Below are 15450 nucleotides of genomic sequence, written 5' to 3' on the forward strand. Positions count from 1 at the left end.
GCTACCTATATAATAGCCTTACTCAAGCACTACGCGGCGGGCGGCGGGCGTGCCGCTAGCTGGGCTATAGAGCAGATTGTACAAGCCTGGTGCGAATGGTAGCGGCAACGTGCGCTCGAGGGCCGCGCCGGTCTGCGTAAGCTGTTGCTGCCACACCACGCGCCCTAGGTTATCAACCAAGCGCAGGTCGACGCTGCCAGTGTAGGCTGGTAGGCGCAGGTTGAGGCTAGTGCCGCGCGGGGTAGGCACGGGCCACACTTCTAGCCCTACAGTGCTGGCTACTGAAGTCAGGCTGAGTAAGCTGTTGCCTATCTGAATATTATCGAGGTAGAGAGAGTTGCCGTAATCATTGTAGCCAATAAACCGGAGGATGACGACTCTGCCAGCAAAAGGGGTTAGGTCTACTAGCTCTTGCCGCCAGTCGCTGCCCGAAGTGGGAATAAAGACATTGGGAGTACTAGTGCTAGTGGCAAGGCCGTTGGTGGCGCCTTTGCTGTAGGGCTTGCCGAGTACTGTGCCAGTGCAGGCATCGACCACCTGGATACTAAGCGAGTCGATATCGGTAGGAACGGCCCCGGCCACGGTAGCAAAGGGCCCGTAGGCAAGGTCGAAGAGTAGTTTGGGACTGGCTACCCCCGTTAGGTTGATGGCTGGGGTGTACACAGCTGGCCGCTCGCCGCGGGTTTCATCATCAACAAAGGGGGCCTGAAGGGCCCGGCTGGCCACGCCCGACCGCCCGATAATGCCATCGACCAATGACCAGGTGTAGACGCTAGGACGTACTAGCGTCCAGCCGCGCGGCAGGGTAGTGGAGTTGTCAAAGGACTCTGCAAACGGTAGTGCCCGCCCATCCACGTCGATAATGACGCTGCTGGTGACGGTGCCGTAGGCATTTGCTACCGTGAGCGTAGCCGTGTAAGTGCCCGCTGTAGCGTATGTGACGGCCCCGGGGTTGGCAGCGGTAGAGGTAGCCGGCGAGCCTCCCGGAAAGCTCCAGGCATAGGTGCTCGGGCAGTAAAGCGCTGTGCTGCTGAATGTGACGCTGCCACCGCGGCAGATGCTAGTGCTGCTGGCCGTAATAGTAGCCTGCGGGGCGCGGCCCGAAATGAAAACGTAGCCCGTGTCGGTGCGGGTAGCAGTGCTGCCGGCACTGCTCACGCTCAGCGTGACAGGATAGTGGCCCGGCGTATTGTAAGTCACTAGCGGATTGCGCAAGGTAGAAGTAGCGGGGATGCCGCCTACAAACGTCCAGGCATAAGTGGTAGCGGCCGACTTGAAAAGCGACGTGTCGGCGTATTGCACCTGCAAGCCAGAGCACCCGGTGGCCGTGCTAGAGTTGAAAAGAGCCACTAAGCCTGGGGTGCTAGCAGTCACGGCAATATCATCGAACGAGCGACCGCGCCGGGTTGCGTCTGTGGTGCCCGAGCCGGTACCGAATTGCTGAAATTTAATGCGAATAGTAGTACCTAGGGTCAGGCCATTAGCCGCCGCAAACTGCGTGAGGTTGACGACGCTGGTCTGGTAACTAGTCGTAGAGTTAGTAGCGAGGTCGTAGATGCGGTACCACGTCGTGCCCCCATCCACGCTGAGGGCCACGCCATCGGTGCGGCTGGTGCCGTTGCCCGTGTACGAAGTGGGCATGACCTCATTGGTTTCGGCTACGTTCTTACGGTGCCTGAATGACAGCTGTAAGTTGCTGCCTGCAACCGGCGTCACGTAGCAGGTCGCTTCGGTAATACTTTGCAACTGGCTAACTTCCGAATCGAGCAACAGCTCGTACTTGCCTGAGGCGGCCCCTAGGCCGCTTACTACCCGCACGCGCCCAGCCCGGTAGGTGCTCACGGCCCAGTTAAGGGGCAGCGCTGTTTTCTCTAGGTCCTCTATGTAGGGCGTGGCAGTAGCCACTACTGGCCCGTACACGGCCGTGTAGGCATCGAGCAGACCGGGGCCAGTGAGCGGGTCGGTGGCCATGGTGCCAATGAGGCGAGCCGAACTGGTGAGGCGATTGTAGACCTGCGTGGCCGTTAGGCCTGGCTCCGAAGAGCGTAGCAGCGCCGCTACGGCCGCCGCGTGCGGCGCCGCGGCCGACGTGCCGGAGAAATTAGGAAAGCCGTTGCCTTCGATATCAAAGCCAAAAAAGGAAGTGTCTGTGCCATCTACCGACGTGATATTAGGCTTTTGGCGCGTTTCTACCGCCGCCAGCGCTGTACCCGTTGGGCTAAACAAGAAAGGCAGTGCGCCGCCTTTCGATGTATAGCTAGCCGGCGTTTGCTGGGCATAGTAGGGCACCGCCGCTACCGCATAGGCCGAAGCCGCCGCGGCATGCCCCGAGATGGTGCTGCTGCTTGTGCGCCATTCGCTGAGCGTCGCGCCCGAGCCGTAGTCAATGTATTTGACGCGCGTAGGGGCCACCCCGCCCCGCACCACGATGACAAGGTCGAAGGTCGTAGTGCCCGTTGCAGCAGTATTAGTGAAGTCAAGAACTTCAAGCGGATACTGCAGCGCAATATTATTGTTGGTGCCGCGTGCTACCGTGTCACCTGCCGTGCCGTTGGTCACGGCAATGAGGTACATGTCTAGGTTGGTTTTTACCCCGGCAGTGGTGTAGAAAGGGTCTGACCATTGCAGAAAGGGCCGGAAAGAGTTTGTGGCGGCTATCGTAATGCGCTGCGTAACGTCGGTAGTGGTGTTGGCCGTATTAAAATTGAGCAGCCGCTTGGTGCTGCCCGTCGGTGTTATAAACTGCGGGGTAGCATTCTCATAGCTGGCATCGGCATTGTTGCCAGCCGAGGAAAAGTAGCTGACGCCGCGCTGCGCCACTACCTGGTTAACGGCCTGCGCTACTACGCCATCCTGAAAAAAAGGCTCGGTGAAGTAGCGCACGTCGTCTACTATCACTTGGCAGTTGCCCTTGCTAGGGTCGGCCAGGTCCAGAATATGCTGGGCAAAGATGCCCTCGCCGCCATTAGCCGTGTTAAAAGCTAGTGCTGCCCCCGGCGCTAGGTCATAAATGAGCTGGCACATGGCCCGGCCCTCGTCGGTAGGGCCGCCCTCCGTCAGCACCTGCACCCCTGCGGGCGGTAGGTCGCCCGCGGCTACATCGGCGGCCGCGCCACCTAGGGCGTCAAAAGAATCGCTCAGTACCCCAATTTTAATGCCGCTGCCAGTCACGTTTTTGGGGCGGGTGGCGCGGGTGCGGGCTGCTTGCAGCACATAGTCGGCCTGGCTGGTCACCACGCCTGCATTGTGCTGCGGTTCGTAAGCACTTAGTACCCCCAGCAGGCCTTGCTTGGTAAGTGCCTCCACGCCCTGGCCGTCGCCACTGAGCTGGCTCACCGGCAGCAGGCCCTCCACAAAGTGCAGCTTGGGATAAGAAGCGGCTACTACAAAACCGCGTTTTTGCAAGCTAGGCAGCAGCGTATTTACATCTTCTGCTGTAATGCGCACTAGCACTGCGGGCGCCGTGTCCTTGCCAAACGTAAGCTCGGGGTGGCGAGCCCGTAGGCTTTCAGTGCCTGGTGCAGCTGCGCTCTCCTGGTAAAGGCGCTGCAATCTTTCGTCGAGATGCGGGTTGGTACTGGCGCTGGCGACAATGCGCTGCCTGCCAGCGGTGCTCGGCGGCATAGGTCTGGAGCGAGCACGCAATAGCTCGGCTGTGGGGCGGGGTTGGCCCAGTGGCCCGCTGCCCGTGCCCGTTTGGGCGCTGGCTTCGTGGCCTAGGCCTAGGCTAGCCCAGGCGGCTAAGCCCAGCACTAGGCGCCCAGTAAGCGTAGATAATTTAAGAGCCAAAACGGTAAAGGAATGAGTGGGTTACTAAGCAAGTATGACTACCTAGGAGCGGCAGGCAGTCAGTAAGGTATACGGCAATAGTGGCCAGAAAATGAACGTAGCACTACGAACCTTTTGCGGGGTTGCCTGCTTATGGAATGCGGCGCGACGCGTGCCGTATTTTTGCGAAGAAATAAACGGATTGTCCGCCGTTTCAGTCCAAATTAATTTACCCTATTATGGCTGTTTATCCCGAATACATGGTCGCTCCCATTCGCCAGGACCTGGTAGAAGCGGGCTTCGAACAACTGATGTCGCCGCAGGAAGTAGATGCGGCCCTGGCCCCAACCGAAGGCACGGTGCTAGTAGCCGTGAACTCGGTGTGCGGCTGCGCTGCTGGCAAAGCTCGCCCGGCCCTCAAGCTGGCCTTGGCCAGCGCTGAGAAGAAGCCCACCAAACTGGTGACCGTTTTTGCTGGTATGGAAACCGATGCGGTAGCTAAAATGCGCGAGCACATGCTGCCCTATCCGCCCTCCTCGCCCTGCATCGGCTTGTTTAAGGATGGCGAACTGGTGCACATGATTGAGCGCTACCACATCGAAGGCTCTGACATGATGCGCATCGTCAACAACCTACAAGGTGCATTTGAAGAATACTGCTAGCCAACCGTGCCGCCACTTCCACTAAAGGGGTGCTCGGCGCTGGCTACACGAAAAAGGGCCGCCAAATTGGCGGCCCTTTTTCGTGCTTTATAGGTACTAAGTGGTAGCTGCAAGCACCTAGGACTTGCCGACGCTACGCTTAGTTAGCTAGTACTCTAAACTCGGTGCGCTGATTACGCAGGCGGTCGCCGTCAAGGGCGCTGGCCCGCAGCGGAATGCTGGCTCCGTAGCCCATCACCGTCAGCCGCTCGGTTTTGATTTTGTGCTCAGTGAGGTAAGCGGCAATTACTTGGGCGCGGCGCTTGGTCAGGGCCACACCTTCTTCATAGTCACCGGTGCCATCACTGTGGCTGCTGATTTTCACTTTCAGCTTGGGTTTGTCGCCTAACAGCTTCAAGAGGCGCTCTAGCTCGGCTGTGCTTTCGGGGCGCAGCTTAGCGGTGCCGGGCTCAAAGAATACATTATTCAGCAAGATGTTGGTGCCAGGCTCTAGCTTCTGCAACCGGAAGTTGCGCACCGTTTCTGGGAAGCCCATCCGCGATGCCAAGTTCACGTTTTCGGAGTGAAAAGGGTACGCGCTATTTCGCAGCACTAGGCCGTAGTTGGTACCCGCCGGCAGGTTTACTGAGTAGCTACCCTCTGGCGTGCAATGCAGGGTGGTGACAAGCGAACCGTTCTCATTATCGAGCACGTCGATGCTGGCTGCCACTGGCTTGCCACTAGCTACATCCAGTACGGTGCCGTGCAGCGTTATTTCCGTTACGGCCACGGGCATGGGGGCCACGGGCAAGGTGCTCGCCGTAGCCGGCTCTTCCTCATCTTCGGTCAGTCGCTGGGCTAGGCGCAGCGTATCAGTGCCAGCAGTAGTTTGGGCTAGCGTGTCGGGCGCTAATTGTGCCAAAGCGGGTCGCAGGCTCCCTAGGAGCAATGCCGCCGCCAATAGCCCGCGTAGGGGTAGGTTCATAGCCGAGAGTGAAGAATAGACGCGCAGAGGTGATGCTTTGGCAAAAGCGAAAACCAGACAAGCTTTGGCGCAAGTAATTAATGAATTGCTACTTACGGAATAAAGCCATCAAGTGTTCAGCTTTAACTGAGTGCGACTGCTGTAGAATGGTTGGATAATCAGACGAATATAGTACACTATGGATAGCTGAGAAAAGGATAGTTATTTATTTTTTTAGTGTCATTTTATCAGCTAATCAGGCCGATAGAATTATTTAAAGAGCGGGCCTGCCCAAGACTGGATGCCGCCCCGCGCAAGTATGAAAGGGCTCACGAGAGTAGTCACAGCATTCCTCAACAAGTAGCCTCAAAGAAGTGTAAGTAGCTATAATTCGAGGGTTTGTGATAAAGAGTTGGGCCTAGGTGCCCTACTGTTTTCTTATTGGCTAGTGCCCACGCAGTATATCGGGCTGCTTAGTAAAAAGACTCCTGCACCTGCTACCTAGAAAGTCTCATTATTAACAGCGGCTTAACGGGGGTTGCTATGCCTGTTTTTGTGTGACTCCTCCTGCCTCGACACGCGAGCGTAAATGGCGACTCACATTTCTAAAAATACCTTCGTCCCATTGGTTCGTGCACACTACCTTCTATTTGCTCCTCTTTCAGCGGTGAATTACTTATCCTTTCTTACGCTTAGTGGCCTTTTGGTCAGTACCATTAGCCCTCCTATGGCGCATGCGCAATCTGCGCCTACTAGCCTCCCGATAGGGCAAACATTTACCCTGCCTTCTGTGGCACTCCGAGAAACTCGCCGCATAAATGTGTATGTGCCACCGGGCTACGCAGATTCGGTAGCTAGCCAACTGCCTGTTTTATATATGCCCGATGGGGGCATAAAGGAAGACTTTTTGCATGTGGCCGGGCTAGTACAGGTCTTGACGACCAATGGAACCATGCGCCCCTTTCTACTGGTCGGTATCGAAAATACGGCCCGTCGGCGCGACCTTACCGGCCCTACCACCAGCGCAGACGATAAAAAGATTGCGCCTCAAGTAGGTGGCTCAGCGGCCTTTCGCCAGTTCATCCGCACAGAGCTCATGCCCGTGATTCGGCAGCGTTACCACACCAGTGCTGAAACGGCCATCATCGGCGAATCCTTAGCGGGCTTATTCGTTATGGAAACCCTACTGCAGGAGCCCGACTTATTTGATACGTATGTAGCCTTTGACCCCAGCTTGTGGTGGAACAACGGGTGGCTAGTAAACCAGGCTCAGACGCGGCTGCAGGCTTATAAGGGCCCGGCCAAAACCCTGTATGTAGCTTCTAGCAGTGATGATGCCCGCATTCCCGAATCGCGCCGCCTAGCCCCTGCCTTGCGCGCCGCTGCGCCGCAGCAGTTGCGTTGGTATTATGAGTCCATGCCTGCAGAAACCCACGCTACTATTTACCATCCGGCGGCGCTGCGCGCCTTGCGCCTGGTATTCGCTCCCTCAAAAGTACCCACCGCTAAATAGGTGATATTCACTATTGTTACTCTCCAAAAACCCGTATCGAAATAACGTTCTAAAAACTGCCTTTGGGGTCACTAGGGTACGCTTGCTAGTACGCCAAAAACGGTTTTTAGAGATGCATTACCATCCCTAGGATGTAGTTTATTCATTATGAACGAGCAACTACGCGCCAATAGTCAGCCTTAATCTATTGCAGCAGTAGCGCAGTAGCTATCTATAAGGCTATCAAGAGGGTCTGATAAGTGTGTGCTTGCTATCAGGTTACTAGGTGAAGGTGGATGTATGTTTCCCAGAAACGGTGCCGCTAGGCTAGCAAATGTTTCAACTGCCGCATGCGGCGCCGCACCAAGCCAGACTGCATAGGCTCGTACGCCCATAGTTCCTGCGCGTGCTGGCGGAGCACAATGCGAAACGGTTGGTGCAGTCTGTGGGTGAAGTAATAGACTGTCAGGTATTCTGCTAGGTCCTCGGTCCAACTAGAGCTGCCATAAAGAGAAACAAAGGGCGTCTGTTGTAGCGAGGCATATACCTGGGCCGCCTTGGTGATGGGCAAGGCTTTTCCGCCACGCCGAAATGGAATCTGCAGCAGCAATGCGTGCCGCCAGGCAGGGGTAGGTAGGGTGCGGCGCTGCCAGACCCCGGCCGTGAAGGGCTTGGCCGCTGCGCTATCAAGTAGCTGCCCCGTGGCCGAAGACGTTGGGGTTAGCTTCAGCGTAGCATCTATCACATGTGTGGCTTCGTGCATCAACACGTAGTCAAGCGCAGCGCGCGCCCCGCCCTCGATGGCGACCTGGACCGTCGAGTCGTTCGGTGTAAAGCAGGTACGCTCTTTTTCGGTGAGCCATTCGCTGGCCGTTTGCTGCAAAATCCCAGCACGAATCGTAATGTCGAAGAGCGGGCTAGGAGACGTGGACTCGACCGTGGACGTCAGGGCCGTGTTGGGCATGTTGTCCAGGAAGCTGAGGCTACGTAACCGGGTTTGCAACACGCGTTGGTACAAAGGGGGCAGGGCAGCAAGAGACTGAGCCACGAGGCGACGCTCGTTGACCGTGAGCACGTGAGCACGTGGGGACATGCCAGCGTCTTTAAACAGGCGGACTACCGTAGCGGGCGTGTCCTGTACTCGGTCGGCTAAGCGAGGGGCCATATCGAGGCGTGGCGTCGGTGACGTTTCCTTTGGCCTAGGTGGCAGCGGGTCCTTCGTCTGGGCAAGGCATGGGCGGTGACCAAAGGCGAGCGTGAAGAAGAGGAGCATGGCCCCAGTCAGCGAGGGGCGGTTGGGGAGTGACCACATAGCGGGAAAATGGAAGAGAGTAAACTATTCAGCCAGCAAAGCGCAACCGGCTATTTGGTTGTGTAGTCAAGCTTTATGGCTATGCAAATGAAGTATGTTCATATTTAATTTTTACATTGCATCGATTCTCACCATCTGTTCACTATGTCAGCAAGCTATGAAGAATTCGTTGGTCAAACTGGGGCTGCTCGCTTGTTTGGGGGCTTGTACTAAAGCCAAGCCCGCGGAGCAAATTGTGATTGAGGGAAACGTACAAAACATACAGAATGGGAAGGTCTACTTGGCCGATGCTCATAGTTGGAAGCGGCTTGATTCGACGCAGTGCCAGGATGGTAGGTTTCGCTTCACACTTACGCCTGATTCCTCGTTCACGCCCCAGATGGTCTCGATTCATTACACCGCTAACAAGCCTGTATTTGACACTACTACTTCTACCGAGCAACTTTTTAAGCGAATAGGGCACCGAATGCTCCTACTGCGCAACCATACCATTCGCAACCCTGATAGCCTGAGAGCAGCTCACGTGCGCTTTTCCTCCGGCAGTACCGCATTCTTTTTAACTCAAGGGCATACCCAACTAGAAGGGGATGCGCAGAGCGAAGACGGAATAAGAGTAATAGGTAATCGAGAAACAGATGTGATGTTCAGCCTTTTGACAGCCGACTTTGGGTGGCTAGGCAATCTGGAAGGAGCAAAACGAGCGGCCAAAATCAGTTTTTTCAAAAACAAGATTACTCAGAATCCCTACTCGTACTACCTGCTCCAAGAAATCTACAACTATAAAGAACAGTACACAGAGCAGGAGCTGCGCGAACTAGTGGGTTCGTTCAACCCCGAGGTGCAACAATCCACTTTTGGTCGCAAGGTCAACCAGTACCTAGTTACGCGTATCGATTCCGAGCAACCTTATCCCAACCTGTCGCTTGTTGGCCCTGATAAGCAGAAAGGCTGGCTAATGGATAATGGCGCGAAGGTGAATATGCTCGTGTTTTGGGCGAGCTGGTGCGGCCCGTGCCGCCAAGAGATACCCCAGCTTAAAGCACTCTATGCCCACTACAAGGACCGGGGTGTGCACCTAGTCAGCGTTTCTATTGATGAAAAGCCAGAAAACTGGCAACAGGCGTTGGGCCAGGAGCAGATGGGGTGGCCGCAGTTGTTGGTCGGCAAAGAACAAATTGAGCAAGTGAAGCAGAAGTTTAATTTCAACGCCATTCCCTTCATTCTGGTGACGGACAGCCGCGGCAAGGAGCTCAAGCGATTCAGCGGGTATGAAGACAACAATGAGGCGTTGTATCGAAAGGTGCTGGAAGAAAAGCTAAGCGAAAAGCCAGAGTAGTGTCGACAAGTCCTAGAAGCAAGGTTAGTAGCCTTACTGCTCTTCGCCACGCCAGCCCTCTGTATAGTTTGGCCCCGAAAGGTGCGCTTTTCAGGGTGGGCTTGCTCCCATAGTGGGTCACTAGGCCATCCTAGAGAGCTTCTGCCTGAGGCATTACTACCTTGGCATTAGAAAGAAGGTGGTTGCGTATTGCGCTGCTCAATCCTGCCTTAGTCCAGGCACCAAATAGTATGCTAGCATGACCAGCGCTTGGGCTTGGGCCTATTCCACGCGCGGCCGCAACTGCTGGTTATAGGCCGCGAAAGTCTCCGCCAGGGCCGCCCCGTCAATCATGGCCAGTGAGCCTCCAGTGCCTGCCCCGAGCGAGGCGCAGTAGGCCGCATCCCCACCAGCGTTACTCGTCCTTTCGTCTAAGTCGGCCGCAGCTAGCCGGTCGAGGATGATGGCGGTTTTGGGCTCGGCGGCCATCGAATTTAACGAGATGGGGATTGCTTTTTTTAGGCACGTGGGGTACGAACTATAAGAAAAGTGGGTAACCCCGGCTAGCTAGCCTGTAATGCCAGGATGTACTGACCGTAGTAACAAGGTGCATCTTTCGGGGCTAGAGTACCCACTTTAGTTACTCAACCTATCTTAGGCTGTTTTACTAGGTCGGGCTCCAGCTCGGCTACTAGGTAAGGTATGCTTTCTTTCAACTAGCACTCCGCAGAGGTGCCGCTCGCTGTCCATTACCTACCAACCACGCTCCCTGCCTCGTGATGACCTGTCTTTCCTCTTCTTTGCTCCCCAAGGTCTACTTAGCTCTCTTATTTAGTGTAGCGGCCGGTTTTTTCCTCTCCTTGCATGCGCAGGACTTTTCGCACCAAAACGAGCGCTTCTGGCAGCCAAATCGTGACCAGAGTATCACCTGGAACTTGAGCAAGGAAGGCCGGCTGCCTCATGCCGATAACATTGAACTCTCTGGTACGCAAGTTTCCGCCATCATCCGCTACGAGGTAGATAAGAATAAGCACTTGCACCTGACCCGCGACATCATCTTTCCCCAACTGCGTCGCTACACCACCCCCAGCGAGTCGCCCTACCGCGCGTATCTACGCGGGGAGTACCGCGATAACCTGCTGCCCGTGCTCACCCTAGGAGACCAGAAGTACGAAGTTGGCGAATTGGATTCCATCCGAATAAACGGTAAAATCAGCTTCTACTTCCACGCACAAAATGGCTTAACGGTAATCCGCTTATTCTTCCCCTCCATGCAAGAGCGGTGTTTAGTGGAAAAATGGACCTTGCTTAACACAAGTCAAACACCGTGTACAGTAGGTATTGGGGCTACCGAACTTCAACAGGAAGAGGCGGGCTGGAAGGGAATTTACCACCGGCGCATGTTCACTGATGCAAAGCGTACTGTCACGTTGCAACCTAGGGAGCGCTATGAGTTTGGCCTCTACTTCCTGGCCACGCTCAATGACGAAGCGGCGCCCACCGTTTCCGTAGCCGCAGTAGAACGCAGCCGCGATACGTTCCTGGACAGCATCGCCACCAATCTGCAGCTACACTCGCCGGACCTAGTTCTGAACACGCTGTTCTATTTTTCTAAAATTCGGGCTGCGGAAAGCATTTTTCGCTCCCGCTACGGGCTAGTGCACTCCCCGGGCGGGGGCAACTACTATGTCGGAATATGGGCCAATGACCAGGCAGAATACAGTGGTCCCTTCTTTCCGTACCTAGGCTATCAAACCGGCAACCTAGCGGCGATGAATGCTTACCGCATCTTTCAGCGTAACCTGCCCAAAGACGGGGGCAAGAGCTGGGCCTCGTTTGAGATGGACGTCACCTTTCCTTTTGGGGAGCGCGACCGCGGCGATGCGGCCATGCTGGCGTTCGGGGCCACGCACTTCCTGCTTGCCGCTGGCGACGAGCAGAAAAGTAAAGAGCTCTGGCCCTTAATTGAGTGGTGCCTGGACTACTGCCGGAAACGAACCACGGCAGCCGGGGTCGTGGCATCGGAAAGCGATGAGTTAGAAGGGCGTTTTCCAGCAGGTTCGGCCAATCTCTCTACCTCGTGCTTATACTATGGGGCGCTGGTGCAAGCGGCTCGGTTGGCGAAGGCGATGCACAAGCCGGTTGCCGTAAGCACGACCTATAATCAGCAAGCTCAGCGCTTAGCAACGGCGATTGAGCAGTATTTCGGAGCGGAACTGGCGGGGCTGCACACGTATAAGTATTATAAAGAGAATACGACATTACGGAGCTGGATTTGCCTACCATTAGTGGTCGGCTTAACCCCGCGCAAAGCCGGTACGCTAGATGCCTTATTCGATAAATTGTGGTCAGCCAATGGCGTGCTGACCGAGCTAAAACCTGAGACTGGGTCCGCACCCGTGTTTTGGGACCGCGGTACACTCTATGCCTTTCGCGGCGCGTTTAAAGCGGGGGCATCTGACCGAGCCCTCGCTCGCTTGGTTTCTTATTCCACCACGCGTTTAACTGGTTTTCGAGTACCGTATGCCGTGGAAGCTTGGCCGGAAAACGGCATGGCGCACCTCTCTGCTGAAAGTGCCTTGTATTGCCGCCTTTTTACCGAAGGCATGCTGGGCCTCGAGCCGACTGGTTTTAATTCCTTCAGCCTACGCCCCAATCTGCCAAGTAAGTGGGACCGCTTGACTATCAGTAACATCAAAGCGTTTAATGCGAGCTTCGATATCAACCTGCGCCGGAACAAGAACAAGCTCCAGGTGCAGGTTGTCCAGCAAGGCAAGGTGGTAGTCCAACGGGTAGTGCAAAATAATACGACGGTAGAAGTCAAGTTGAACTAATCAGGTTTTTGTGGATATCTAGCAGTAAAACGAGCTTATTACACCAGTTGAGAGCTCCTTCTATATCTTCTCTTATCACTAGCTATGTACCCTGCTTTACTGGCCAATGTAACCCAGTACATATCCCTCACTCCTTCTGAGCAGGCCTATTTTAGTAGCTTGATGGTTCCGCTACAAGTGGCGCGTTTTGGCTACGTACTCCAGGCCGGACAGCCTACTCGTTCCCTCCTGTTTGTGACACAAGGCTGCGTGCGCACTTATGCTACCGATGCCCACGGCCACGAAACCGTGCTCGGCTTTGCCTGGGAGGGTTGGTGGTGTGGCGATACTGCGAGCGCGGTAGCGGTGCGCCCCGCTGCTCTCACCATTCAGGCGCTCGAAACGACCGAGGTCTTGCAACTGAGCCTAGAGCGGCTCGAACAGCTCTGCACGCGCGTGCCTGCCTGCGAACGCTTTTTTCGGCTCTTATTTCAGAATGCATTTCTCTTCGAGCAGCGCCAGCGGCTAGCCTTGTTGCAGTGGCCCGCCGCCGAACGCTACGCCCGCTTTTGTCGCCAGTACCCCCGCCTGCGCCATCGGGTAGCGCAGAAGTACATTGCCTCGTACTTGGGCATGACGCCGGAGTTTTTGAGTGCGCTGCGCACCCGGCACAGCTAGGGCCTATTTCTTAAGGTAGCTTAAGTTTTCGGGCATTCGCCTAGGGGAGCTTTGTGACAAGTTAGCTGCGCTTCTAACGCAGCAGCCTTTCTTTCCCCTATTCCTTCTGGCGATGACTCCGCTTGTGTTTATCCCTGGCCTGCTGTGCACGGCCGAACTCTTTGCGCCCCAACTAGCCGCTTTGTGGCCTTACGGACCTATTACAGTCGCCTCCACCCTAGGTGGCAATACTATCGCCCAGATGGCCACCGACATTCTGGCGCAGGCCCCACCTCAATTTGCGCTCGTTGGCCTGTCAATGGGCGGCATGATTAGCCTCGAAATCATGCGGCAAGCGCCAGAGCGCGTGCTCAAACTGGCCTTGCTTGACACCTCTGCCCAACCGGCGTCACCAACACAAGCTAGCTTGTTTCGCGGCTTACTGACCCAGGCGCGTAGTGGGGAGGCGGCCACCGTGATGGGCGAGACGCTTGTTTCGGTCATGCACCCGGCTCACCAACGTGACCCTGGGCTTCGGGCTGTCAATCAGCGCATGGGTGAGGCAATTGGCCTAGCAGGTTTCACTCGCCAAGTGGAGGCAGTGCTTTCCCGGCCCGATAGCCGGCCAAGCTTGGCGGCCATTGCCGTACCCACCCTCGTACTGGTAGGGGAGCAAGACCAATTAACGCCGCCTGACGCCGCGCAAGAAATAGCAGCGGCCATTCCACACGCCCGCCTCGTCATTATTCCGGAGTGCGGGCATGGCTCAACAATTGAACAGCCACAAGCTGTCAACGATGCTTTACGGAGTTGGCTGCTTGCGTAACAGCCTCTTGTGTCGGCTTATAAGGATAGACGTTACTTCTTAAATTCGGACTTACACTGAGATGGTCCAAGCTTAAAATAGAATACGTGCCTTTGCGCGCTAAACAAAATAGCGTTGCCCTGCATCAGCAGGACAACGCTATTTTGTATTAAAGAAGTAAATAGTACCTAGCCTTTGCCTCAGAGACATGCTAATCGACGGTCATGGCGACGCGGGGTAGTAAGCGGCGTGGGTCGCAGTCTAGCCCATCGCCAAAGCGGCAGCAGCAGAAGGCAATAGCTGTCGCGCGGAAGGGTAAAGGGGCTACCCTAGGTACGATTTGAGTGACTGCGAGCGGGAGGTGTGCTTTAAGCGGCGAATTGCCTTCTCCTTTACCTGACGCACTCGCTCGCGGGTCAAGCTAAATCGTTCGCCGATTTCCTCTAGCGTTAGCGCAGCCTGGCCATTGAGGCCGAAGTGCAGCGTCAGCACGTCAGCTTCTCGCCGCGTCAGCGTGGAGAGCGCACGCTGCACCTCCCGGCGCAGTGAGTCTTGGAGCAAGCCCGCATCCGGCGTGTCTTGTCCCTCATCTACCATCACGTCGAGCAAGCCGTTTTCCTCGCCCTGCACGAAGGGAGCATCCATCGAGACGTGGCGACCCGAGACTTTGAGCGTGTCTACTACTTCCGAAGTCGTCAGCTCTAGCAACTCGGCAATCTCGTCGGGCGAGGGCTCGCGCTCAAATCGCTGCTCTAGCTCGGCAAACGAGCGGTTGATTTTGTTGAGCGAGCCCACCCGGTTCAACGGCAAGCGCACGATGCGGCTCTGCTCGGCCAAGGCTTGCAGGATGCTCTGGCGAATCCACCACACAGCGTAGGAGATGAACTTGAAACCCTTGGTTTCGTCAAAGCGCTTGGCCGCCTTAATCAACCCTAGGTTGCCTTCGTTAATAAGGTCACCCAGCGTTAGGCCTTGGTTCTGGTATTGCTTGGATACCGAGACTACAAAGCGCAGATTGGCTTTGGTCAGCTTTTCGAGGGCCATTTGGTCACCTTCGCGGATACGCTGGGCTAGGTCTACTTCCTCGTCAATTGAGACCAGGCTCACTTTGCCGATTTCCTGCAGGTACTTATCCAGCGACTGGCTTTCGCGGTTGGTAATCTGCTTGCTGATTTTTAACTGTCTCATGCTGGAACGGCTCGGCTTAAAAGGAGGAATGGTAAGTTATAACCCCTAGCAAGGCAGCTTAGTTCGCCGTTTCTGGTAATAACACCCTTTCGGTGTGTAAATGAGGCAGATAAAAGTGCAGCCACCTTCAATAAACAGGCCTCAAAATGTCCTCTCGCAAGAAAATAAGTGGTCATTAAAGCCACTTGGTAACAAACGTTATACCAAAGAATAAAAAAAGGCTATCGTTTGCGTCCTGTTAAATTTCTTCTTTCTTATTCGTAACGGGTGCCATTATATAATAACCGCATAAGAAACAGTTGCAGAATAGTCATTCCCATACATACCGGGCCCCGATGCATATGGGAATGATAGAGTGATAATTTATTGCAGCGTCACGCGGCTGGTAAAAACTCGCAACATGTTTTCGGCCCTATAGGTGGCATCGCTCACTTGAAATCTTGCGGTGTGCAGCCCCGTTTGCTTAGGGATGGCTTTCTGGTATAAACTGGCTCA

At 55.4% G+C, this 15450-nt stretch carries 11 protein-coding genes; 6 read left to right on the forward strand and 5 right to left on the reverse strand.

From position 1 onward, the window contains the following. Positions 1-18 precede the first annotated feature (18 nt). Positions 19-3789 carry a PKD domain-containing protein gene (locus FNT36_RS13655; protein ID WP_144848527.1) on the reverse strand — a complete coding sequence of 1257 codons (3771 nt, stop codon included), beginning with the start codon at positions 3787-3789 and terminating at the stop codon, positions 19-21. A gap of 218 nt (positions 3790-4007) precedes the next feature. Here FNT36_RS13655 and FNT36_RS13660 point away from each other — a divergent pair, with 218 nt between their 5' ends. Next, entirely contained in the window at positions 4008-4430 is a 423-nt protein-coding gene (locus tag FNT36_RS13660; RefSeq protein WP_144848531.1) for a BrxA/BrxB family bacilliredoxin, read from the forward strand. A 139-nt stretch (positions 4431-4569) separates the two neighbouring features. On the opposite strand, the gene FNT36_RS13665 is transcribed toward FNT36_RS13660, so the two are convergent. Then, positions 4570-5394, reverse strand: coding sequence for an OmpA family protein (locus tag FNT36_RS13665; protein WP_144848534.1), 825 nt, complete (start codon positions 5392-5394; stop codon positions 4570-4572). Positions 5395-6163: 769 nt separating this feature from the next. On the opposite strand from FNT36_RS13665, the gene FNT36_RS13670 reads away from it, so the two are divergent. After that, positions 6164-6886 (forward strand): alpha/beta hydrolase, encoded by a 723-nt coding sequence (locus tag FNT36_RS13670; protein WP_233635898.1) that lies wholly within the window; start codon positions 6164-6166, stop codon positions 6884-6886. Positions 6887-7187: 301 nt separating this feature from the next. On the opposite strand, the gene FNT36_RS13675 is transcribed toward FNT36_RS13670, so the two are convergent. Next, positions 7188-8177 (reverse strand): hypothetical protein, encoded by a 990-nt coding sequence (locus tag FNT36_RS13675; RefSeq protein WP_144848540.1) that lies wholly within the window; start codon positions 8175-8177, stop codon positions 7188-7190. A gap of 157 nt (positions 8178-8334) precedes the next feature. Between FNT36_RS13675 and FNT36_RS13680 the strand changes: the two genes are divergently transcribed. Then, a complete protein-coding gene (locus tag FNT36_RS13680) occupies positions 8335-9513 on the forward strand; it encodes a TlpA disulfide reductase family protein (protein WP_233635899.1) in 1179 nt (392 codons plus the stop codon). Positions 9514-9774: 261 nt separating this feature from the next. Here the strand turns inward: FNT36_RS13680 and FNT36_RS25485 are convergent, their stop codons facing one another. Next, entirely contained in the window at positions 9775-9981 is a 207-nt protein-coding gene (locus FNT36_RS25485) for a hypothetical protein (protein WP_233635900.1), read from the reverse strand. A 311-nt stretch (positions 9982-10292) separates the two neighbouring features. Between FNT36_RS25485 and FNT36_RS13690 the strand changes: the two genes are divergently transcribed. From FNT36_RS13690 to FNT36_RS13700, 3 genes are all read left to right on the forward strand, one after another. Further along, on the forward strand, positions 10293-12326 hold the full coding sequence (locus FNT36_RS13690; protein ID WP_233635901.1) for a hypothetical protein: 2034 nt from the start codon (positions 10293-10295) through the stop codon (positions 12324-12326). An 84-nt stretch (positions 12327-12410) separates the two neighbouring features. After that, on the forward strand, positions 12411-12983 hold the full coding sequence (locus tag FNT36_RS13695; protein ID WP_144848546.1) for a Crp/Fnr family transcriptional regulator: 573 nt from the start codon (positions 12411-12413) through the stop codon (positions 12981-12983). A 112-nt stretch (positions 12984-13095) separates the two neighbouring features. Beyond that, positions 13096-13788 (forward strand): alpha/beta fold hydrolase, encoded by a 693-nt coding sequence (locus FNT36_RS13700; protein ID WP_144848549.1) that lies wholly within the window; start codon positions 13096-13098, stop codon positions 13786-13788. Between the two features lie 303 nt (positions 13789-14091). Here FNT36_RS13700 and FNT36_RS13705 read toward each other — a convergent pair whose 3' ends face one another. Next, on the reverse strand, positions 14092-14955 hold the full coding sequence (locus tag FNT36_RS13705; protein WP_144848552.1) for a sigma-70 family RNA polymerase sigma factor: 864 nt from the start codon (positions 14953-14955) through the stop codon (positions 14092-14094). Between the last annotated feature and the right edge of the window lie 495 nt (positions 14956-15450).

This window comes from Hymenobacter setariae, from assembly GCF_007713685.1.
Classification (GTDB): Bacteria; Bacteroidota; Bacteroidia; order Cytophagales; family Hymenobacteraceae; genus Hymenobacter; species Hymenobacter setariae.

Excerpts from the sequence above, each read along its gene's own strand:
- FNT36_RS13665 (WP_144848534.1), bottom strand. The coding sequence starts at position 5,394 with ATGAACCTACCCCTACGCGGGCTATTGGCGGCGGCATTGCTCCTAGGG.
- FNT36_RS13660 (WP_144848531.1), top strand. The coding sequence starts at position 4,008 with ATGGCTGTTTATCCCGAATACATGGTCGCTCCCATTCGCCAGGACCTG.
- FNT36_RS13700 (WP_144848549.1), top strand. The coding sequence starts at position 13,096 with ATGACTCCGCTTGTGTTTATCCCTGGCCTGCTGTGCACGGCCGAACTC.
- FNT36_RS25485 (WP_233635900.1), bottom strand. The coding sequence starts at position 9,981 with ATGGCCGCCGAGCCCAAAACCGCCATCATCCTCGACCGGCTAGCTGCG.
- FNT36_RS13695 (WP_144848546.1), top strand. The coding sequence starts at position 12,411 with ATGTACCCTGCTTTACTGGCCAATGTAACCCAGTACATATCCCTCACT.
- FNT36_RS13705 (WP_144848552.1), bottom strand. The coding sequence starts at position 14,955 with ATGAGACAGTTAAAAATCAGCAAGCAGATTACCAACCGCGAAAGCCAG.
- FNT36_RS13680 (WP_233635899.1), top strand. The coding sequence starts at position 8,335 with ATGAAGAATTCGTTGGTCAAACTGGGGCTGCTCGCTTGTTTGGGGGCT.
- FNT36_RS13675 (WP_144848540.1), bottom strand. The coding sequence starts at position 8,177 with ATGTGGTCACTCCCCAACCGCCCCTCGCTGACTGGGGCCATGCTCCTC.